This window comes from Acetobacterium sp. K1/6 (genome assembly GCF_034438075.1).
In the GTDB taxonomy this organism is placed as follows: domain Bacteria; phylum Bacillota; class Clostridia; order Eubacteriales; family Eubacteriaceae; genus Acetobacterium; species Acetobacterium carbinolicum.
In genome coordinates this window covers 1-19,401 of sequence record NZ_JAXQGA010000032.1, presented here as the reverse complement: position 1 = coordinate 19,401, position 19,401 = coordinate 1, and the positions used below count along the sequence as shown (strand labels likewise).

The 19,401-nt window shown below is 39.9% G+C and carries 21 protein-coding genes; 4 read left to right on the top strand and 17 right to left on the bottom strand.

The features are described from left to right. The 12 genes from U2P91_RS16950 to U2P91_RS16895 all read right to left on the bottom strand — a co-directional run. Positions 1-1,166: hypothetical protein (locus tag U2P91_RS16950; protein ID WP_322520062.1), on the bottom strand; the 1,166-nt coding region annotated here is incomplete at its 3' end. Positions 1,167-1,344: 178 nt separating this feature from the next. Further along, positions 1,345-3,426, bottom strand: a complete 2,082-nt coding sequence (locus U2P91_RS16945) for an AAA family ATPase (protein WP_111886783.1) — start codon at positions 3,424-3,426, stop codon at positions 1,345-1,347. Positions 3,427-3,480: 54 nt separating this feature from the next. Then, positions 3,481-4,761, bottom strand: a complete 1,281-nt coding sequence (locus U2P91_RS16940) for an HNH endonuclease domain-containing protein (protein WP_111886782.1) — start codon at positions 4,759-4,761, stop codon at positions 3,481-3,483. Continuing rightward, positions 4,758-5,060 carry a hypothetical protein gene (locus U2P91_RS16935; protein ID WP_111886781.1) on the bottom strand — a complete coding sequence of 101 codons (303 nt, stop codon included), beginning with the start codon at positions 5,058-5,060 and terminating at the stop codon, positions 4,758-4,760. Before U2P91_RS16935 ends, U2P91_RS16940 begins: the two co-directional genes overlap by 4 nt. Positions 5,061-5,226: 166 nt before the next feature. Then, a complete protein-coding gene (locus tag U2P91_RS16930; RefSeq protein ID WP_111886780.1) occupies positions 5,227-6,270 on the bottom strand; it encodes a hypothetical protein in 1,044 nt (347 codons plus the stop codon). Positions 6,271-6,327: 57 nt separating this feature from the next. After that, positions 6,328-7,116: a PASTA domain-containing protein gene (locus U2P91_RS16925; protein WP_111886779.1), complete on the bottom strand. Its 789-nt coding sequence runs from the start codon at positions 7,114-7,116 to the stop codon at positions 6,328-6,330. Positions 7,117-7,173: 57 nt separating this feature from the next. Beyond that, complete coding sequence (locus U2P91_RS16920; RefSeq protein WP_111886778.1) at positions 7,174-8,037, bottom strand: hypothetical protein; 864 nt, start codon at positions 8,035-8,037, stop codon at positions 7,174-7,176. A gap of 105 nt (positions 8,038-8,142) precedes the next feature. Beyond that, complete coding sequence (locus U2P91_RS16915) at positions 8,143-9,726, bottom strand: FRG domain-containing protein (protein ID WP_111886777.1); 1,584 nt, start codon at positions 9,724-9,726, stop codon at positions 8,143-8,145. Positions 9,727-10,098: 372 nt separating this feature from the next. Then, positions 10,099-10,509, bottom strand: coding sequence for a phage holin family protein (locus U2P91_RS16910; RefSeq protein WP_111886776.1), 411 nt, complete (start codon positions 10,507-10,509; stop codon positions 10,099-10,101). Then, positions 10,509-10,910 (bottom strand): D-Ala-D-Ala carboxypeptidase family metallohydrolase, encoded by a 402-nt coding sequence (locus U2P91_RS16905; protein ID WP_162624384.1) that lies wholly within the window; start codon positions 10,908-10,910, stop codon positions 10,509-10,511. Before U2P91_RS16905 ends, U2P91_RS16910 begins: the two co-directional genes overlap by 1 nt. Further along, complete coding sequence (locus U2P91_RS16900; RefSeq protein ID WP_322520061.1) at positions 10,862-11,014, bottom strand: hypothetical protein; 153 nt, start codon at positions 11,012-11,014, stop codon at positions 10,862-10,864. The genes U2P91_RS16905 and U2P91_RS16900 overlap by 49 nt, the downstream gene beginning before the upstream one ends. Before the next feature lie 319 nt (positions 11,015-11,333). Beyond that, positions 11,334-14,117 carry a DNA methyltransferase gene (locus tag U2P91_RS16895; protein ID WP_322520060.1) on the bottom strand — a complete coding sequence of 928 codons (2,784 nt, stop codon included), beginning with the start codon at positions 14,115-14,117 and terminating at the stop codon, positions 11,334-11,336. Between the two features lie 158 nt (positions 14,118-14,275). On the opposite strand from U2P91_RS16895, the gene U2P91_RS16890 reads away from it, so the two are divergent. After that, positions 14,276-14,665: a DUF4160 domain-containing protein gene (locus U2P91_RS16890; RefSeq protein WP_322520059.1), complete on the top strand. Its 390-nt coding sequence runs from the start codon at positions 14,276-14,278 to the stop codon at positions 14,663-14,665. On the opposite strand, the gene U2P91_RS16885 is transcribed toward U2P91_RS16890, so the two are convergent. Further along, entirely contained in the window at positions 14,652-15,119 is a 468-nt protein-coding gene (locus tag U2P91_RS16885; protein WP_111886773.1) for a pyridoxamine 5'-phosphate oxidase family protein, read from the bottom strand. The genes U2P91_RS16890 and U2P91_RS16885 overlap by 14 nt on opposite strands. Before the next feature lie 273 nt (positions 15,120-15,392). Here U2P91_RS16885 and U2P91_RS16880 point away from each other — a divergent pair, with 273 nt between their 5' ends. Together U2P91_RS16880 and U2P91_RS16875 are read left to right on the top strand one after the other, a co-directional pair. Next, positions 15,393-15,794, top strand: a complete 402-nt coding sequence (locus U2P91_RS16880; protein WP_111886772.1) for a helix-turn-helix transcriptional regulator — start codon at positions 15,393-15,395, stop codon at positions 15,792-15,794. 35 nt (positions 15,795-15,829) lie between these two features. After that, positions 15,830-16,282 carry a thioredoxin family protein gene (locus tag U2P91_RS16875; protein ID WP_111886771.1) on the top strand — a complete coding sequence of 151 codons (453 nt, stop codon included), beginning with the start codon at positions 15,830-15,832 and terminating at the stop codon, positions 16,280-16,282. Between the two features lie 230 nt (positions 16,283-16,512). On the opposite strand, the gene U2P91_RS16870 is transcribed toward U2P91_RS16875, so the two are convergent. The 3 genes from U2P91_RS16870 to U2P91_RS16860 form a co-directional block, all read right to left on the bottom strand. After that, a complete protein-coding gene (locus tag U2P91_RS16870; protein WP_204355456.1) occupies positions 16,513-16,689 on the bottom strand; it encodes a hypothetical protein in 177 nt (58 codons plus the stop codon). 70 nt (positions 16,690-16,759) lie between these two features. Beyond that, positions 16,760-17,152: a hypothetical protein gene (locus tag U2P91_RS16865; protein ID WP_111886770.1), complete on the bottom strand. Its 393-nt coding sequence runs from the start codon at positions 17,150-17,152 to the stop codon at positions 16,760-16,762. A 69-nt stretch (positions 17,153-17,221) separates the two neighbouring features. After that, on the bottom strand, positions 17,222-17,716 hold the full coding sequence (locus U2P91_RS16860; protein ID WP_111886769.1) for an NUDIX hydrolase: 495 nt from the start codon (positions 17,714-17,716) through the stop codon (positions 17,222-17,224). Positions 17,717-18,077: 361 nt separating this feature from the next. Between U2P91_RS16860 and U2P91_RS16855 the strand changes: the two genes are divergently transcribed. Next, a complete protein-coding gene (locus U2P91_RS16855; RefSeq protein ID WP_111886768.1) occupies positions 18,078-18,659 on the top strand; it encodes a hypothetical protein in 582 nt (193 codons plus the stop codon). Between the two features lie 488 nt (positions 18,660-19,147). On the opposite strand, the gene U2P91_RS16850 is transcribed toward U2P91_RS16855, so the two are convergent. After that, positions 19,148-19,318: a hypothetical protein gene (locus U2P91_RS16850; protein WP_322520058.1), complete on the bottom strand. Its 171-nt coding sequence runs from the start codon at positions 19,316-19,318 to the stop codon at positions 19,148-19,150. Positions 19,319-19,401 lie beyond the last annotated feature (83 nt).

The following is a 19,401-nucleotide window of genomic DNA, read 5'->3' as shown; positions in this document are numbered from 1 at the left end:
AGCTCCATCGGTTGATTATACAGCCTATTAACGGTGTTGATATTTTCTATGAATGGATGGACACAGTTATTTTGGTTGTTTTCAAATTTCTTCATTGTCTGTACAGTCTTTCTTGAACATAATTTTTCCAATTGATTACTTGCTTCAATCAGAGTTTCATCAATCTGTGAATCACAGATAAAGGGAATCTTTGCCACCGCATCTCCGGCAAATTTATTTATCGATGCAAATCCTTCTAGCAAAGATGAATTGATCGAAGACTTGACATATTCTTCAATCTGGTTATAGCATTTTGTATATAATTCACGATATTGAAAAGAATAATCCTCTATTTTATGAACGGTACCTTCAAGGTATGCCGATCCAAAGTTTTCCAGTAACATCACTTCAAGAAAGGACGAAAAGGCAAACAAATATAACGCCAGTTGATATTCTTTGAGCTCAGCATGAACTTCTTCCAGCTTGCCTTTGACATCCTGGTCATGATGAATGAAAAGATTCCCTATTTTTTTATTCATTTTTTTAACGATCCGTTCCCGATAGAAAATAATGCTCTGCTCCGCCTCCCGTTTGATTTCCTGAACATGAATGTGTTTGTTGGTTTTATATTTTTCATTGTCCCAGTTGAATTTGTAATTATTTAAAACATCCTCCAAAACATTCAGGTTACCCCGCTGTTTTGCTTTTTCTTTTTGTTTCAAAAATTCAAAAATTTCGTGTGAAGTTTCAAGGATTTCTGCCAGTTTTTTATCGATGCTTATCAGTGCAACTGCAATTAACAGCAACGTAGGATCGTAAGCCATTTTTGTGGTCAAGGTTACGGAGTTACCAGCTGCCGGTACAAATACCGGTTGGCCAGTAATTTGACCATTTGCTCCCTGAATGAGTCCACGAAATCCAGTGCCATCTTTCGCTTTTACAAGTTCTCCCAAAACACCTTCCGGGAAGTCAGCCTTGTAGTAGCCCATTCCACCGGTTTCAAACGTTTGGGTAACGGTTCGAAATGCATCAGGCAAGGTAGGAAAAGCTGTACCCAACGCAGCAATACTTACTAATGGTAGTTTTGTACATTTTTCTAACGCTACTTCATCTTTAAGAACAGCAGAATAGTATTCAACATTCATCATAGCTTTTGAAATCTCATTTTTTTTAATGTTCTCGACCATTAATCATTTCCTCCAGAAATATGAATTTTTGCGTTTTGTATCCTTGTAAAGCATGTCTGGCACTTGTAGTCAACCATTGACCTGATAACTGATCATGAACAATGATGCCTCGATTGCTCAATAAGTTAATTGTGCCTAGCACAGGGGCCTACTCCTAGCACTGTAAGTGTATTGATTATTATTCTTCACTAGTCTCAATTATGTACTGTATCATTTCCATTCGTTCCGTTTTTTCTAAACTATCAAATAGAATAATTAACTCTTTTAAATTGACAGACCTATAATTCTGTTCAATTTTCTTTATCCTTCTTTCAAAAGATTTTCTGATAATTGGTTCACCTATGATCGCAGTTATTTTTTTGCAATACTGCATTGTATCATCTTCGTAAAAATTCATTCTGAAATTGTTTTCGTTAAGCTTAATCTCATGTCGTTTTAAATTTTCGTCAACTTCTACAATAATTTTTTTTGAACATTCACCAATCGTTTCCCTAAGAAAAAAAGCATCATTATAAAGCGTATAAATATTTTGAGCAAAAGTTTTTTCAAATCTATTTACTACATGTGCATTTTCAAGATATACAACGTTATCATCTGGTATATCGGAAAGTATAATCGGTGAATGAGTTGTGAAAACAACTTGAACTTTTCTTTCTCTAAACTCCACTTTCAATTCATTCATAAGGATATTTATAAACTGTCGTTGCCATTCTGGATGGCAATATAAATCAATTTCATCTATCAGAATTAAAACATTATTATTAATTCTACCATTTTCAAAACCTTTAATTGAATCAAAAAATGGTACTATATGCAACCATGAAAAAAAATTCAATAGTGCCCGTTCACCTGATGACATATGTTCAATAGTTATATTTAAATATTTTAAAACAAAAAATCTTTTGGCACGAGTATAATTCTCAATATATTCATAAATCTTAATCCATGGCTTCTCCAATTTGTCCTCCTCAAAATCGTTTTTCGGATTACAATCAAATTTGATATACCCTAGATTATCTGCAACACAGGAACATTCTTTAAGAATAATTTCAAGCTCCTCAATCTCATCGATCGCACTTTTATAATAAGCTTTAAGAATTTTTTTTTCATACTTTTCAACGAATTTTTTTATAGTTGTTTTAATTTTATCAATCTCATTAATTCCCATTAGAGTCTCAATATCATTTTCACTCATAAAACCACAGCATCGCAATTCAAATATTAAATTTAAAATCAATTGCAAAATAATGTTAGTTTTATCATATCTGTTTTTAAAATGACCAATTTTGGTAAATGAGTCTTCAATTTGATCCGGTTCGATAAATCCCCATTTTTCTTGGGGACTATACAAGATAATATTCTGAATTTCTTTTTTAATCGTTGTTTCCCAATTTGCATCAACCCCTAATGGTTTTTGTGAAAACTCAGTTAAAAAGTCTTTAGAATTATTCAAAATTGATGTTACTGATAATTTTATATAGTTATTTTTTTTTACAAAACTATCTTTGTTTGCTTTTCTCAAATTGTTATAATAGCAAACATCACATAGCGATTGAAATGTTTCCATCGAACGTGACCTGATCATGAATTTCTGGAAGTTATTAAATAAATTATTTACCCCTACACCTAAGAAGATCTGTGTCTTTGATGAATAAAATGTTCTAGATAAGTTTTCTATTGTTTTTGGATTCAAGCTAATATTATGCTCTTGCCCATCACCATCTTCATGTGAATATTTTGATTTCTGGCTACTATTTGTTAAAAATACCTTTGAAATCGAATTTGGATGTGAGTTATCTGAACGTGTCTCACTGTAGTAATCTTTATTTAACTCATTTATATCGTATTCTACAATTTCATCTCCTCTTAGATTCTCTAAATCATATTTTATTCTACAAGGCAAATTGAAGAAAACATTTATTTTCTCATCTGTTGCTGATTTATTTACATAGATTTGAATTGTTTCTATTTCAAATCTAATCTGCTCATTTTCTATACCTAAATCTTTTGTTTTTATCAATGAAGTATGAAAAATATGATCAATAATAGTTGTTTTACCTGATCCATTATTACCCACAATCGCAGATAACCCTGTTATGACTTCATCTGTTAACACACCGATATTTGCATGGTTTTTTCTTATCATTAGTTCATGTTTATGCTTGTTGAAATTAATAAAATAAGATTTGTTGAAACAAACCCCACAATCGTTTATAACTTGATTTTTAGTTTTATTTATCCAAATGTAAATTAATTCCATACTAAACCCTTTTCTATGCCTGATTCAAAAGATTTATAACACTCTCCTGTAAATTCAGTTCGCACTACAAATTTTTTGCAATTTTTTTAATTCTTTTATTTGAGCAGCTTCAGCAGGTTCGGTTAAAAAATTTAATTGCTTTGCTATGTCACGTCTTAGTTTCAAAAACGCTTCATTATTCAATTGGTTTTCGTCCGCAATATAACCAACTATAAATTCCTTAAACTCTTCAATTGAAACAAACGATTCGCCATAGACTTTAAATAGTTCTATAATATATATGTCGGGATACATACTCCTTTTTTTCAAAAGTTCTAGCGCTTGGTTATTATGATAACCATAAAGCGATTTTAATTTTAAAGTATCGATATGTAATTTAATTGCTTCATCATTTTTATCACAAGTTTTTATAGTGAGTTCTTGCGTCACTGGATTCACTTCAAATGTAAAATGATCGTTCAAACTTTCCTCAAAAGGATTAATACTATCAAATCCAAATTTTTTATCCCCCTTAATGTGATTACAAGTATGACAAACCGGTATCATATTGTACAATGACATTGAGAAATACGGATAGATACTTTTGGGTAAAAAATGATCGATCTCTCCTCTTAGTTTTCCATTATCAGAAAACACCGGTGTTATATATTGTCTGTTACAATAAGGACAAACTCGAATGCTACTTTCCATCACAAATGTATAATCTGACCAAGCATCTACTGAAGTAATCATATTCTTGAAATTATGTATCGTCAAATCGATCCCTAAATTTTTAAACCCTATTTCAAAATCAGATCTCTTCAGATTTTTTATTGTACCATTTTCGAAAAATGATTCATATATTATTCTCTTCTTACTTGGTAAGTATTTTAAAAGATCTTTGATCATTAATTTTTGAACTTCAAACGAATAATTTTTTATATTACTCCGTTTCTTTGTTTTCTTTAAAAGAATGTCAAACAAATCTTCCGATTTAAACTCTTCATAACGAAATTTTTCTAACAAATATTGGCTGTATGATTTAGTATTTTTATTTTTTGATTTTAAAACTTCAATACCCTTTGCAACTGTTGCGAACAATTTTTTTATCTTTTTATCATGCTTTCGTAATACATCAGGTTTACCAATTGAAATCTCTTCGAAATTTTCTATGATATAGGCCCAAAAGTTTTTTTCCTCTTGATTAAACACTTGAATATCAAAACACGGTTCCAACTTAAATTCTATCTTGTCAACAGAAAAAAGGTTCGCTTTCTTAATTCCTGGCAAAATATTCTCTGAACAATATTTAAAATGCTTTTCTTCAATTTCCTTTGATAATGAAATTTTTATCATTTGTTATCTACTCCTTTAGTTTCAACGATATACTGAATTAAGCTTGATTGATCAATTTTGTCCAGTTTTTCGAAATTATCTATGATTTTTCCCAATTCAGGTGACCGATATTCTACTTCAAGATTTTTTATCTTCATCATATAAAAATTTCTTATAACCGGCTCTCCGATTAATTCAACAATTTTTTTGCATTCTATCAGTTTTGTAGTCAATTCATTTCGTTTGATTGAATTTTGATCAGAAAGTATTTTAATATGGAGAAATGATTGCGTCAGTAAGATGGTATGATACTCATCCAAAATGCTTCCAGCTTAATGATCACCTTACGAACTATCATCAATCAATCCGCTATTAGCAACCTTTCGCTTCTGCTTAATTGATTTACTGGACAATCTCATTTTCATTAAGTATGAGCATTATGATCATCTCATCTTTTTTCGCTGTTAGTAAACGTTTTGCAATTAATCACCTGCTCTTTTTGTGTAAAATAAGCCACTTCATCAAATAAGGTCGATCGTTGTTTGCGGGTACTTCATACCATTCTGAACAGAGAAAATAATTTATGCCATAAATGCATACAGGGTTTGCATAATATCTGACCGGCTTAATCCCGCCAGTTGTTTCCGTTTTTAATAATAACGGAAATTGAATATCGAAAGTTTCCTTAGAATATTCTCGCGTCTGCATTTTTTTAACTTCTTCATGTGAAACAGCTCCATCTTCAAGCATACTCCGAAAGACTGTTCTGACAATCGCACCAATTTTCATTTCTTTGAGCCCATCAATATCGGTATTTTCAATTTTAACTATTTCTGGCGTAATCCGTCCAGGCGATGAAGCTCTTTGATTCTTATTGACTCTGGTTTCAGTATTAACAAATAGATTATACATCTGCAAACTTCGCATGAATAATTCAGACGTATCCGAAACCTCACCAAGCATGCTCAAAACTGGTTCCAGAATGCTCTCTCTAAAATCGTCATTGGCAATGATCCGCACGTCAAAATCAAGATCGGCTGTCTCTAGAACTGCAGTCATGTCACTCATGCATTCATTGATCGCTATCATAACACTCGGATTAATTTTGGGCGAGGCAAAAATGATTGTGCCACTACTTAAACCAAAATACCCGTAAATACACATCGCCGTGCGAATGCATTTTTTAATAACACGGGTTACCGTTTCCTCTTTCGAACCATAGTTAAGACCCGCCTCGTGAAAGGCAACATCAATTGCATAAATTTTACTGTGTGTCCCATCAGATGTGATACCAAGCGCATCAATTTCGGCCTGTGCCAAAATCTGTGACAAGCCACTGTTGGCTTTAAACAGATCATAACCGAATTTTTTGCTAAAACAATTTGCAGAATTTTTCAGCAATTGTTCGATTTTATCCTGATTTTTCAGTTCCCAGTGAGATGATGCTTTCCAATTAGTCTGGGCGATCTGGCATTCTTTTACATGCCGCAGCCACGATAGCATCAATGATTCGCCGACTTCTATTTTCATTTCATACCTCTGTAAAAATATTCTGCTCTAATGTGCTGGCACCGACTACTTAACCGTTTATTTTCTCATATCTGAACTTGATTTTTTCTTTGCAAACGGTTTGCCGATTTTTTTAACGACCGTTTTGTGCGTATCCGCAACCCCGGTGCAAAAACCATCTGATACGTCTTTACTAATTTTACCGATTTTATTGATTATTTCACGCCGATCTTTATCAATTTTTTCTTTTATAGACCGACTCTTTAAGATTACTTCTTCATTGACATAATAAATCAGAACTCGCTCGCCGGTTTTTAGTTTTGAGCCGATCTTTTGATCATTTGGATAAGTGACTCGAGTGACCTGTCCATCGTCTTTACTGACAAATTTCAAGCTTGGTTTTTCTAATTTCACAGCAACTTTTAGGCCTAAGCTTTCAAGGTCTTCTCGTGCTTCATAGAGATTAGCCCCAATGATTCTCGGAACTTTAAATTCATGAACAACGGTTTCTAATAACTTTTTGCTCTTATCAATTACTTCTTGAGTGAGATAGTAAACCTTAACTGCCGTTCCTGGATTGACCCGCGAGCCGAATCTTGGTTCAGAATACATCACTTCATTTTCACTTTCATCAACATACGCTAAATTAGGATTTGCAATCGCCGATGTTGGAATCAAATTTAGTTCGTCTTTTAGAACTCGCAATGCTTCATCAATATAGACGTCTTTTAAATCAGGTATTTTTATAAGGTTTTTCTGTTTTTCAATAAATTCAGTACCTGTTTTTTCTATAAGAACCAAAGCACTTGGTGCAATCACTTTAACTGCAGCTTTTCCATACATTGCTATCTTCGACCATTTCGACATTTTTCATTCCTCCATTTATTAGCAATAATTTTGTATATGTGTACCTGCTACCAGTAGTTAACCGTTGACCTGATAACCGATCATGAATAATGCTGCCTCAATGGCTCTCATTTTCAAAGCTCCATCAAATTGATTAAATTTGGAATCCGTTCGCTCAGCAATTTCTTTCAACAGCCAGTTCGCCCGAATATTGTTTTCAGTATGTCGCTTGGGATTGTTACTCAGTTCAGGGAAAGTATATTTGTCACTGCCGGGATTACGCCGATTCACAGCACTCCGTTGATAGGAGCTTTCTTTTCCTTTGCCCCAGGCAAACAACAATTCATCAGGAACCTTCGCCAGCGAATACTCCTCGCAGAAAAGCCGCACCAGCAACCCCAAAGCGGCACCAACTCGGCCATCATAAATAATAAAACCATCAATATATAAAGAATAGATTTTTGTAAAGCCAGAGTTCATGATCATCTCACGTTGATAATACGCTTCGGATGAACGATCATCGGTCATGCTGTTTTGGATTTCCTTGAGATAATAGCAGATCTCCATGCCAAGTCCATTGACCCGCTTATCATTATTTGCTAGGACGCCACCCCACTGCAAAATCGAACAGCAGTATTTTCGACATGCTTCTGGTTCAGAATCCTGAAGACTCTTTCTTAATCCCTGTGACAACCGTGTTAACGCTAATGCACTTTCATCAAATGTTTTACCGTTAACGACTCTTCCATTGATCGGATCGTTGTATCTGAATGACCAGCAATAATTTTCATAAGCTGAAAAGATTGAATTGCATTCCCAATGCATGATGGGCTTCTTCATATTATAATCGTGATTAAAAGAATTCGTACGATCCATTTTCTTTTCCAACCAGTGCATAAAATTCTGCACGGAATCATTCGTTAAAAATTCACTCTTTTTCAATGATTTGTATCCTTTCTATAGACTGATAAGCTTCCCTGCTATCAGAATTGATTGCAGTGTCGTATTGAAGTTAAGTGCACTTTCCTCCGTAAAGTATAATTTCAGTTAATCTGATCCCAGCACTGGCAGTACGTGAACACCCTTATTTATTATTGAATACGTTCCATCCATATTTTCTTCAACTAATGTATCTCCGCCTATTGTTATCATAGGTCTCATTTTAACTGAAAAACCGTAGTGTTTTTCAAAATCGAAACCTCTCCAATTTTTGTTTAATTTAGCAATACGTTTAATTCGTCTAGGGCTCAATTCTTTTTCGTATTCATGAAATGAACATCCATTATCTTCAAGTCTATCTCTGACATAAGGTGTGGGTGCGTTTGGCCAAAACTCTTTGGCAGTTGGTTCTAAATCGCAGAGATAAAAGGATTTGGATTTTTTAATGCTTTCAATTATATCCTCACATTCACTTAAACCATCATTTGGATAGATTTTTTCCCCTTGCTCCATTTTTTCATATACCATTTTGCAGAGTTTTTCTGAGAGAGGAATTTTAAATTTTTCAAATGTCTGATCTTTATACATATCATATTCACTATTCGTCCGAATCAGATACCCATATTGATAATTACAACGCATGAATGGTTGGTAACCAATAGGCATAACTTTCGTTAATTTAATCCCTTTATTCTCAACATAATATGCCCAATCAACAATTTCTGACAAAGCTCTGTGAATAACAGCATAACGGGAATCTCCCCCAATATTAGCAACATTTTTTCTGGAATCAACTTTTTCAAAATCAGTTCGTTCTAAAGGTAGCCATTTCTTTGTATAATTATCATATTTACAGCAAGCGAAAAAAAGGGCTACATCTAAATTACTCGTAACATCCATCAGATTAGTTGGAAACCCATAATGCTGTGCAATCGCGTATGGAAAAATTTGACCATACGACCATTTTTTGCATATGTCAAATTTCTCAAGAAAACGAATAAAACTAAATAGTTGCAATTGGCTAATGATAATTTTCATACGATCTTTATCAGTTTTACCAACAAAATTCCGAAAGTAATTAGCCTTACTGGAGCCATAAAATGCGTTTTCACCACGATAATAATAGCGTTGGCGACCTTGTCTAATTAAATCGATAAAATTTGTGCCATCTCCGTAATCAACTAATAATCCAGTACGAAAAATATCTACTAATCCACCAATTGGACCACTTTTATTATTTTTAGCATCTTCAATTTTTTTTATTTCCTGGTCTGTTAAACTATCAAAATTTATAAGCCAGTTATTTAAAGTTCTTTTGTTTTTTTCTGGACTAAGTCCCAACGCAGTGTAGATAAAAGACAATTCTTCTGGTTTTAGAGTTGACAAATTTTCATGATCTACAAGAAATTGAATGGTCTCTTGATCTTTTTTTTCATCTTCGAGCATTTTTTCAACATCACAAAAAGACAATTCTGGTAATTCACTCAGCTTTTCAATCATTCTAGCCGAATTTAAGTATTCATCACTGTTATTATAACGCAGAATATTACTACATACATCAGCTCTCTCTTGGTACTCAGCTATACATAGATTTTCAATAGCTTTATCATACATTGATCGTTGTAATGAAAAGTAGCTCGGACTATTTGATACATAATTTAGAAATGGTGGTGGGAAAGTTATTTTATTCATTTCAATATATCACCTTATGTTTATAGAGTTTTATTTGGTATGGAGATCATTTCGTCTGAGTAAACGTATATATAACATCAAAATTTATTATCGAACTGAAAAAATCATTGCTGTCTTCTCTTCTATCTATCACAGCCAATGCTTCTCTATTGCTATATTTTAGAATCTTCACCCCGCCCATCAACATGCAGCTTAATCCGTTAACGATAACAACTTATCCAAACCATTACTTTAATCGATTCCAATGGAACTATTGTATCATTTAATGGCATTGATGGAAAGTTTTTATCGGTGATTGGGCAAAAAAATAAACTCGCAAGATTGACTCTTGTGAGTTTATTAACTCGTTGCTTGTTTATCATCTAGAACCATTTATTCTTTGTGTTTCTCTTCCTCCTCCCCCAATTCCCGAATCACGGCTTCCAGCCGCTTCGGTAAAGGCACCCCCAGCCGTCCGAGGTTTTCCAGAATACTCAAGCCTTCATTGGAGAGGTAGAAGCCGATCATCGCCACCCGCAGGGGGGCACCGGCTCCGCCCAGTAGGGTGATATCCAGCAGATGGCCCATCCCTACGACCATAAAGATCAGGATTTTTTTGAGGATGCCCCGGAAGCCCTGGGCGCTGGAAAGTTTCTTTTTCTGAAGCGCACAGAGCACTCCGGTTAAGTAGTCCATCACCACAAAGGCGATCAGACATTGTAAAAACCCATCAAAGCCGCCGAGCATTTGGCCGAGCACCCCGCCTAACAGGGCAAAGACCAGTGAGACTTCAGTGATTTTCATTACACCTCGCAGTGAACAAAGCCCTGCTCCTGATAAAGGATGGTGGTGAGCCCCAGACTTTCGGCGATGCTGGCCACTCTTTCAATATCAATACCTGGGGCGTAGAGATCAGCGGCCTGTCCGATGCGGTGTTTGGATCTAGGGATGCCGCCCACCTCGCCGTTGCGGATTTCGCACCGGAGCCCAGAGGTAATGATCACCAGAGAATCCAGTGCGTTACGCAGAGCTTCAAGCTTGAGCATCAGCCACAGATCCATGGCTCCCGGAAAGCCGTCACAATAAGCGCCCTGACAATCGCAGGCAAATTTGCCCTTGGTAAAGTGCGGGGTGGCGCCATCGCCATCCATTGAAATCACTGACAACTGTTCCCGAAACAGTCGGTTTTCGGTGAGTGGTCCCACCAAGCCATCCGGTTCCAGGTCGTGATTTTTTCCTTGCCATCGACCATGCCATGGTTAGATCGGATCTGAACTTTTTTGGTTAAAAAATCGCTCGTCAGTGCCATTGGTAATCCTCCTTTCCTTTATTTGATTTCATTTTAGCATCCTAGGATACTGGCTTTAAACGCCCTAGTGAAGGGAAAGTATTAGATTTTCGACATAAAAAAAGCCGGTTTAATTTTAAATTAAACACGACTTTTTCTGATCAGTTTTTTTTAATTCTATCCAAGACAACTCTTACGCTTTACCGCTCAAACCATCCTCATCGGTGGTTCCTTCAACGATAAACACGATTCTGATCATCTTTTCACTCAGCATTGACAAAGTTACGCATGCCATTTATGTTGCTTCTTCTGGTAAGATGATGCCTTCCCACCTACTTAGCTACTTCTCGGTCAACGCCTGATTCAACCGCATCAGTTCGGCGACGCATTGGGACTCACGGATGTTTTTATCGAAACCATAGGCGGCTAGCACCGCTTTGTCGTTGGCCTGGTGAGCCCGGCGCAGCTCTTTGGGCATAGTGATCTCATCATAGAGATCGGCCAGGCTGCAATCGGGATAGAGGGCTCGGGCATCCAGAATGGCCTGAGCGGTTTTTTCGATCAGGGCCTGCTGAGCGACGGTGGGGCTGGGCCAGGGGAAATTGTTATAGACGATATTGATGGAGTAGCGGTAGTCACTTTTTAACCGCCCTGCCACGACACGCATCCAGGCCATATGGACGTTAGAAGTGAGAATACCGAAATGGTAAAGGGTGGCATCAGGTAAAATGATTGTAGAATTGCTTGGAATGGATGTGTCGTCAAGAAACCCGATAGGAATATATCGTCTGTTTTCAGATGATGTGCTTGGTACCAACACATATGATTTCGGGTTCTTTATCTCCCGAAAGAATGCCGGTTTTTCTGCCAATTTCTGCCTGCCAACGTCCGGCGCATTCAAGCGGTCAAGGCGACAGCGTTCTACCCGCTCTTTCACCAGGGGCATGCTGCGTATCTCTGCCGGTGACGCATCCACTAACCAGAGACACCAGCGTTTTTTGTTGTTGATAAATTCAGCAGCACCGACAAATTTTTTAATGAATTTCTTTGCTTTTGGCTCTTTTTTAATAAACGATTCATAATCATCAGCAAAGATCAGAAGATGTCCCCCATCAGCTGGCCGATTCCCGGTGGTCATTTCAGGTACGTCGCATAAAGGCTTCTTGATATTTTCAATAAACACCACCGGCGCTTCCACCAGATAGGAATTAATCTGTTCCACCTTATTGCTGATGGCTTCGCCGCTATAAATCCGTTTGTCTGCCGGGTTAGGCGCCTGACTAAAGCCGACAATGACACAGTGGACAGCGGCCTGATCACTGGCTTCGCTGGCCCATTTAAAGGTTCGGTAGGCAAAATCGAAGTGAATCCCAAAGCACTCATACAGCGGTTTAAAGACCCCGGCCACCTGTTCCCCCTGGGTAATCGAATTGGTCGAGACAAAGGCAGTGCGGATGCCTGTGCCGTCCATCAGCTGGGCAGCTTTGAAATACCAGCCGGCCACAAAATCAATTTTTCCGGCACTTTTATAGGGTTTACCGGCTTCATCGACATAAACCGCCAGCAGATCATTTTTCTGGGCCTTTGATTGCAGCGAATAGCCCACAAATGGTGGGTTCCCCATCACAAAATCAAGTTCTGTTGGCGGCACCACGGTTTCCCAGGCGATTTGCAGGGCGTTGCCCTCGATAATGTTGGCGTAGGATTTCAGCGGCAGGAAATCCAGATGCATATGGACGATGTCCTCGGTCTTTTTCATCATCTGGGCTTCGGCAATCCAGAGGGCGGTCTTACCGACCGAAACGGCAAAATCGTTGATCTCAATGCCGTAAAACTGATGAATCGACACTTTAATCGGCGAATGCAGATCGCTACCAATGCGGATCTGATCGCCCAGCAACACTTTTAAGACGTCATTTTCCAGCTGTCGCAGGGCCAGGTAGGATTCGGTCAGAAAATTCCCCGAGCCACAGGCGGGATCCAGAAAATTGAGCCCCGCCAGTTTTTCTTGAAAGGTGGAAAGATTGCGGTTTCTGGTCTTTTCGACGGGCTCCTCCTTAAGCTGGTCAAATTCGTCCTTTAAATCATCAAGAAACAAGGGGTCGATGACCTTGTGAATGTTCTCGATGGAGGTATAGTGCATCCCCCCGGAACGCCGGGTCTCGGGGTTTAAGGTGCTTTCAAAGACGGCGCCGAAAATGGTCGGGCTGATTTCCTGCCAGTCAAAATCCTCGGAGGCATCGTGAATCAGCAGATCAACAATTTCCTGGGAGAAGCCGGGGATTTCGATTTTTTCAGTGGCAAAGAGCCCGCCATTGACATAGGGAAACGCCCCCAGCGCCGGTTCCATATATGGATCCCGTTCGGCGACGGTTTGATTGAGCACTGCAAAGAGCTCAATCAGAGCCTTTCGGACATCGGCGGGGTTGAGGTAGCGCTTGAGATAATCCTTAAAGATCCCGTGCTTACCAAAAATCCCGGCGTCTTCGGCATAGAGGCAAAAGACCAGGCGGACGCAGAGCATGTTCAGGCTTTTTAAGGACTCGGGATTTTCGGGATCTCGATACTGCTTAAGCAGGGCATCGTAAAACTTGCCGACGATTTCACCGGCCTTGATGGAAATCTCCATTTCCCGGATGATCGCCTCATTCTGGGCATCGACCAGAAATTCCAGGCGGTAGGTTTCCTCGTGCAGGTTGGCCAGGAGGATTTCCTCGGGCTCACCATTGGGGTTTTCCATGTCGTAGACCAGAAACGCTTTAAAATTGCAGGTCACAATCCAGCGGGGTCGCCGGGAATAAGGCAGATTGGCAGAATATCGCTTGGCCTGCTGAAACGGCGTCAAGTAGCTGCCGTCGGACTGGCGTATGGCCTTGCGCAGATCCCGGTCATTCCCTTTCTGTTCAATTAACACATGGGTCTCGGGGATGTAGCCGTCAATAAAGCTGGTATGATCCAGCATCACCTGATCTTCAAAGCTGATTTGCTGCTCGGGTCTAGCCACCCCATAGACGTCCCGCAACAGCACCAGCCAGAAAGGCTGACTGTGTCCTTTTTCATAGCCTTTATCCTGCCAGTCGGTCACAAAGGCTCTAGCCGCGTCACGTTTCTCAATTTCTGTCATGCTGTTATCCTCTCACATCTAAACTGGTTTTATTATAACGCTTTAAAGGGCGAATTGCAAAAGGATGGGGGGTTTTTTGTGCCTGTCGAAAGGGCATTTCTGCTCTCCTTTCCCCGTCTTTACCGTATTTTTCGAAAGCAAGATTTTTCCCAGTCTTTATGAACTTTGATGAGCAGCTTCAATTTTTATTGAGAAACTGTAAAATAAGCGTTATAATCAAGATAACATACAGGAAATGCCAAATACCAGAGTTATGCCGATTTTATAATATTGTTATCCGGATGCTATACAGTGATAATTTTCAGCATCACAAACCACATTTTCATGTTTATTATAACGAATATGAAGCCTCCGTTGGAATCGACGGTGACGTGTTAGTCGGGAATCTCCCGGTAAAACAATTAAAATCCTTCCGGCACTGTCATGGGACAGTCGCGGGAAGGATTTTTTTATCCTGGCTTGGGCTTTCACCCTTTAATATTTGTTCATTTACAGCTCATCGCGCCGCTTTGGCGGTTCGCCCAGCCTGTTCCATTAGTGCCGTTTAACCGTATACTGCTGTAAGGTCACCGCAATCACCGTTGTCATCGTCACCATCCGGGGCTCAAAAGAAAAATCATCCCGGCCGGTCTGGTGTTTCATAATCTGGTTCAGAGCCGTTATTTTTTCGGCCCCATCGGTCAGAATCACGGCCTGGCCGTCGCCAATCAAACTCTCAAAATTGCAGCTGTAATCACAGCCACTGGCCCCGGTGATCAGTTGAGCCATCCGATCCATTTCAATACAGACCTGGGGATTCTTTTCGAGCACCGCCAGCTTGCGGCCTTTAGGAGCACAATGGAGATAGATCGTCAACTCCGATCCGGCCATCGTATAGCCAAAGTTCAAAGGCACCACATAGGGTTTGCCATCATCCACCAGGCCCAACCGTAACACCTTACAGCCGCTGATGATTGCCAAAATTTCTGCTTCACTGGTTACTTCACGTTCTGAACGTCGCATCTTACCTCCACGGTCTCATCATTTTTTTCTGACTTTATTGTATCATCTTTTGGCCCCCCCGCCAACCACCGCCGGATGGTGCTTTGTGCAAGAAACTGAGCCCAAATTGCATCACAACGAAAAAAACTGGTTTTTACTAAAAAAATGAAACGCGGGAAGTTAAACAACCTCATCAACCGCCGGCAAAGCTGCAACAATATTTTCAGCTTACCCCGAAATACTGGTTGCATAAATAATCAGGCTATGTTAAATCTGATCTGGAGGTAGTAGTGTATGTCTAATAGTAGTGAAGGTTCATTAAACCAGCAAGCCAAATGTTCTTGCCAGGGGGGGACCCTTGATAAATTATTGCAGCCCCAAATCCTGACCATTTTAGCCAGTCAGAATTTACATGGGTATCGCATTATCCATGAATTAGAAATTCGAAAAATGATCCACGGTGATAAGATTGACCGTACCGGCGTGTATCGGACCCTTAAACATTTAGAGCAAAAAAACCTGATTGCGGCGGAATGGGACGTCAACGGAACCGGAGCCGCTAAAAAAATCTACCGCATCAACCCCTCCGGTCAAACCTGCTTAAAAAATTGGATCGAAACCCTGGAAACCTATCAAAATACTATTGCCGGCATTTTATCAGAGGCCCGTCGCACAATCGATCCATCATCAAAATAAGCTTTGCAACATCAAGAAAAAAGGAGACCTTTTACATGCATGAAATTTGGATTATCGGAACCAACCCGCCATGTCCCCGATGTGGCTTGCTGACCCATCTCATTGAAACCATCGTAAGTGCAGAAAATAAAGCGGCAACGGTGCGACATCTTGCCTATACCGATCCGAAAGCCAGCGATTTTGCCCACACGCAAGGTCTGATCCCGGGCACCGCAAAGAATGTGGCCCGCCTTCTCGATCTACCCATCGATCCCGTTTTACTGAATCAGTGTTATGATCGCCGGGATGACCCGGAAAATCTTCCCTACGAACCTTACAATCAGTTTGGCTGGACTTACGCTTTGGATCAGTATTTACAGCCTTACGAACAGGCTGCTAAGGGTGTCGGAATTCTAATGACCCCAGTTTTAATCATCAATGGTCAACTCAAACACGCCGGCAGCGTCCCGCCGCTGACCGACCTCACCCGCTGGCTAAACGCTCTTTAGGATCGTATCAAAATTTACAATGTATCATAGCACACAAAAACCTTCCCGCTGGTGTCATCGGACCCGGCGGGAAGGTTTTTGTCAAACTTCAACGGGGACTTCTTCAACGGGAACTGCTGCGACCCCAGCCGGTTTTTTTGAACCATCTGATCATAGAATTTCTGAACCATCAGGCTGATGGCATTGTCGCCGGACACATTGCAGGCCGTCGCGAAACTGTCCTGACTGATCTAGATGGCAATCATCAAACTTGCCAGGGGACTGTCAATGGCAATGCCGATAATCGACAAAAATGGCAAGGCCGTCATGATGGCGCCGCCGGGAGCCCCCGGGACCGCGACCATGGCAAAACCCAGGGTCATAATAAAACCCATCATCAGTCCAAAATCATGATCCATCTGATTCATTTTTTTATGGCGTCATGGCTGGCCCGGCAAAACCGTTTGCCGTGGCACCAAGAACGGTGACTCTGACCGCCTAATCGATGGTCTGAATCTCAACGGGAATCCACATCTTCGGATTGTAATTCAGGGTATACTTATATTTCGAAACCGTGTTCTCACCTAAATCTTCCAGCACATAGGTGACGTTGTCGCTTAACCCGATAAAATGCTTTTTATAACTGCCATCCTCATCTTCAACGATGACTTCCAACTGATTGTCGGCGGTGTCGGCAGTGATTGACATTTTGCCGGTCATCTGGAACAAAACGTCGCCCTCAATACAATTAATCACCGTCAACTGACGGATCACATTAAAGTTATCCGCCTGCTGCGACAAATTGTAAGAAACCTTTTCGGCCTCGCTCTCGCAGCCAGTCACCAGCAACAAACACCCCATCAAAGCCAAAACCACTGCGATTCTTTTCATCATATTTTTCCTTTCCATTTTTTACTAAAATTTCAAATGACCCGGGGCCAGAAAAATCGATTCGGCGACTCATGGTGCTTGCTTGAAAACAAAATGTTTGACATTTTCCGGCAGGGTAATTAAGTCGTCTACGAGATTCGTTGGATAAAACTTCACCTTTTTTAATTCGGACAAGAGAATCCAGCAAAAATCCAAATCAATTTGCATATTTTCCAGTTCGTCAATGACCTTAAACACCCCTTCCAACGGAATTTGCGTATCATCCCGCAATAAAATATGATAATAGAGACTGATTTGCTGACAGGGTCGATTGCCCCAGGGGAAAAAATTCTCGCCCACAAAAAGCAATTTCTCAACTTGAATATCCGCATTGATTTCTTCCTTGAATTCCCGGATCAAAGCTTCCTGGGAAGTCTCCCCCCTGCGCACATGGCCTCCCGGTATCGAGTAACCATCGTCATTTCGGGGTTTTTGCAAAAGTATTCTTTCATTCTTTACCAGCACACCGGCAATTCGATAAGAAAAAATAAATTCCTCGCTGCGATATAAAATATCATGATTCATCTTAAGCCTCTTTCTTTCTTCACAACAACCGTAATTCTCACATCTTTTCCTTCATTATTATACATGATCCGACCCCAGGATTCTATGACTTGCTGGGTATTTTTAAATGGCTTAAGTTAAGAGTCTCCTGGCACTACTGCCTGCCAGGCTTGAATTGCTTCATTCAATGTCTATTCAAGTTCCATCCGCTATACTTCAGATTAGGATACTTTTATTTGCTTTTCGACATCTCATTATTGAAAGTTTATCCTCGGCCCGCAGCAGATGGCAGGTCAATGGCCGCATCGCACGTCAATTGATACTATTCACCATGGCGTAATCCCCCTTACTGCTGCAAATTATTATGAAAGGAGAACCCAAAATGATCAGTTCAATCAGTCAAAGTAGTAGTGCTGCCAGTCTTTGGCAGGCCTATCAAACCAAGCAAACGACATCCAGCGATACCAGTGAAACCAGCCAGGTTGATGGTTCAAAGCCGCCACCAAAAGGTCCGCCACCACCACCGCCACCGGAAGTCAGTGCTACATCTGAATCATCCGATGCAACTTCTCTGACATCGGAACAGGAAGACATCATCAGTTCAATTCTTGAAGAATATGATGCTTCTGAACTCACCGAAGAAGATGCCACTGCTATCATCACCGCATTGCAAGAAGCCAGTATTAGCGAAAGCAGTGCCTTAGCCGATGCTATCAAAACCAACGGCTTTGATCTCGAGGAAATAAAAAGCCTCGTCCCGTTTTCGGAAAGTCCGCCAAATGGAGGTATTTCACAGAATTACATGCAAATCCGTGAAACCATGGGCAGTCTTAGTATCCTGGATGAAACCGAATGGAATCAGACTTCAAAAACAAAGCAGGATTTACTGTCTCTTTTTCAACAATACCAGGATAATCAAAACACCAGCACAACGAGTCTTACAAGTCTAAATGTCCTGGCATGAAATGGATTAGCAACCCCGATCTGTCGTGAAATACTGTATCCCATCATTTCGAGGTTAAGAAAACGTCAAGACTATCAGCTCTGTTTTCCTGACGCACATCACTCTAACGGTGAAAGAAACCTCAGGCAAATTTTATGCCTGAGGTTCTCTTATTAAGCATGGCCAATTATGTCTGTAACACCCATTTTTCACCCACTCATTATTGCTTTTTGCAACCTTCTCCTTCAATAAAGGGATACCTAGCCGCTCCGCCTCCAACTGTTTGTCGTCAGTGATTGGCATTTTTTCGGTCATTTGAAACAACGTCGTCCTCAATACAATTAATCACCGTCAACTGCCAGATCACATTGAAGTTATCAACCTGCTACAACAAATTGCAAGAAACATTTTTGGCCTGGTACCAGACACACTTAACTTAATCACGATCAGAAAACCGTAAAAGCAGCTTTACAGGAAAGCAAGCTACTTTCGTTTGAATATGCAGACCGCTACGGAAATAAAACTGCCCGAATGTTTGGATAGCGGTCAATCATTATATCAATTTTCGGCTGCAGTTTATCAAAATTGAAATCCAAACCAACTTCTTTGGCAGGATTGATGACATTCGCGTTCGCCGCAATTGCCTGTTCGATGCTCATCCCGTATTTCTTAGCCAGCAATTGATTAATCCTCAACTTTGCATAAAAGTTACACTAAATACTTTTTGAAACTCAAAACCGTTGCCTCAGACATCTAAAAATGT

Excerpts from the sequence above, each read along its gene's own strand:
- U2P91_RS16890 (WP_322520059.1), top strand. The coding sequence starts at position 14,276 with ATGAACTTTGATGAGCAGCTTCAATTTTTATTGAGAAACTGTAAAATA.
- U2P91_RS16885 (WP_111886773.1), bottom strand. The coding sequence starts at position 15,119 with ATGCGACGTTCAGAACGTGAAGTAACCAGTGAAGCAGAAATTTTGGCA.
- U2P91_RS16925 (WP_111886779.1), bottom strand. The coding sequence starts at position 7,116 with ATGTCGAAATGGTCGAAGATAGCAATGTATGGAAAAGCTGCAGTTAAA.
- U2P91_RS16910 (WP_111886776.1), bottom strand. The coding sequence starts at position 10,509 with ATGAAAATCACTGAAGTCTCACTGGTCTTTGCCCTGTTAGGCGGGGTG.
- U2P91_RS16930 (WP_111886780.1), bottom strand. The coding sequence starts at position 6,270 with ATGAAAATAGAAGTCGGCGAATCATTGATGCTATCGTGGCTGCGGCAT.
- U2P91_RS16865 (WP_111886770.1), bottom strand. The coding sequence starts at position 17,152 with ATGAAAAGAATCGCAGTGGTTTTGGCTTTGATGGGGTGTTTGTTGCTG.
- U2P91_RS16880 (WP_111886772.1), top strand. The coding sequence starts at position 15,393 with ATGTCTAATAGTAGTGAAGGTTCATTAAACCAGCAAGCCAAATGTTCT.
- U2P91_RS16875 (WP_111886771.1), top strand. The coding sequence starts at position 15,830 with ATGCATGAAATTTGGATTATCGGAACCAACCCGCCATGTCCCCGATGT.
- U2P91_RS16870 (WP_204355456.1), bottom strand. The coding sequence starts at position 16,689 with ATGAATCAGATGGATCATGATTTTGGACTGATGATGGGTTTTATTATG.
- U2P91_RS16900 (WP_322520061.1), bottom strand. The coding sequence starts at position 11,014 with ATGGCACTGACGAGCGATTTTTTAACCAAAAAAGTTCAGATCCGATCT.
- U2P91_RS16940 (WP_111886782.1), bottom strand. The coding sequence starts at position 4,761 with ATGATAAAAATTTCATTATCAAAGGAAATTGAAGAAAAGCATTTTAAA.
- U2P91_RS16945 (WP_111886783.1), bottom strand. The coding sequence starts at position 3,426 with ATGGAATTAATTTACATTTGGATAAATAAAACTAAAAATCAAGTTATA.
- U2P91_RS16855 (WP_111886768.1), top strand. The coding sequence starts at position 18,078 with ATGATCAGTTCAATCAGTCAAAGTAGTAGTGCTGCCAGTCTTTGGCAG.
- U2P91_RS16895 (WP_322520060.1), bottom strand. The coding sequence starts at position 14,117 with ATGACAGAAATTGAGAAACGTGACGCGGCTAGAGCCTTTGTGACCGAC.
- U2P91_RS16915 (WP_111886777.1), bottom strand. The coding sequence starts at position 9,726 with ATGAATAAAATAACTTTCCCACCACCATTTCTAAATTATGTATCAAAT.
- U2P91_RS16860 (WP_111886769.1), bottom strand. The coding sequence starts at position 17,716 with ATGAATCATGATATTTTATATCGCAGCGAGGAATTTATTTTTTCTTAT.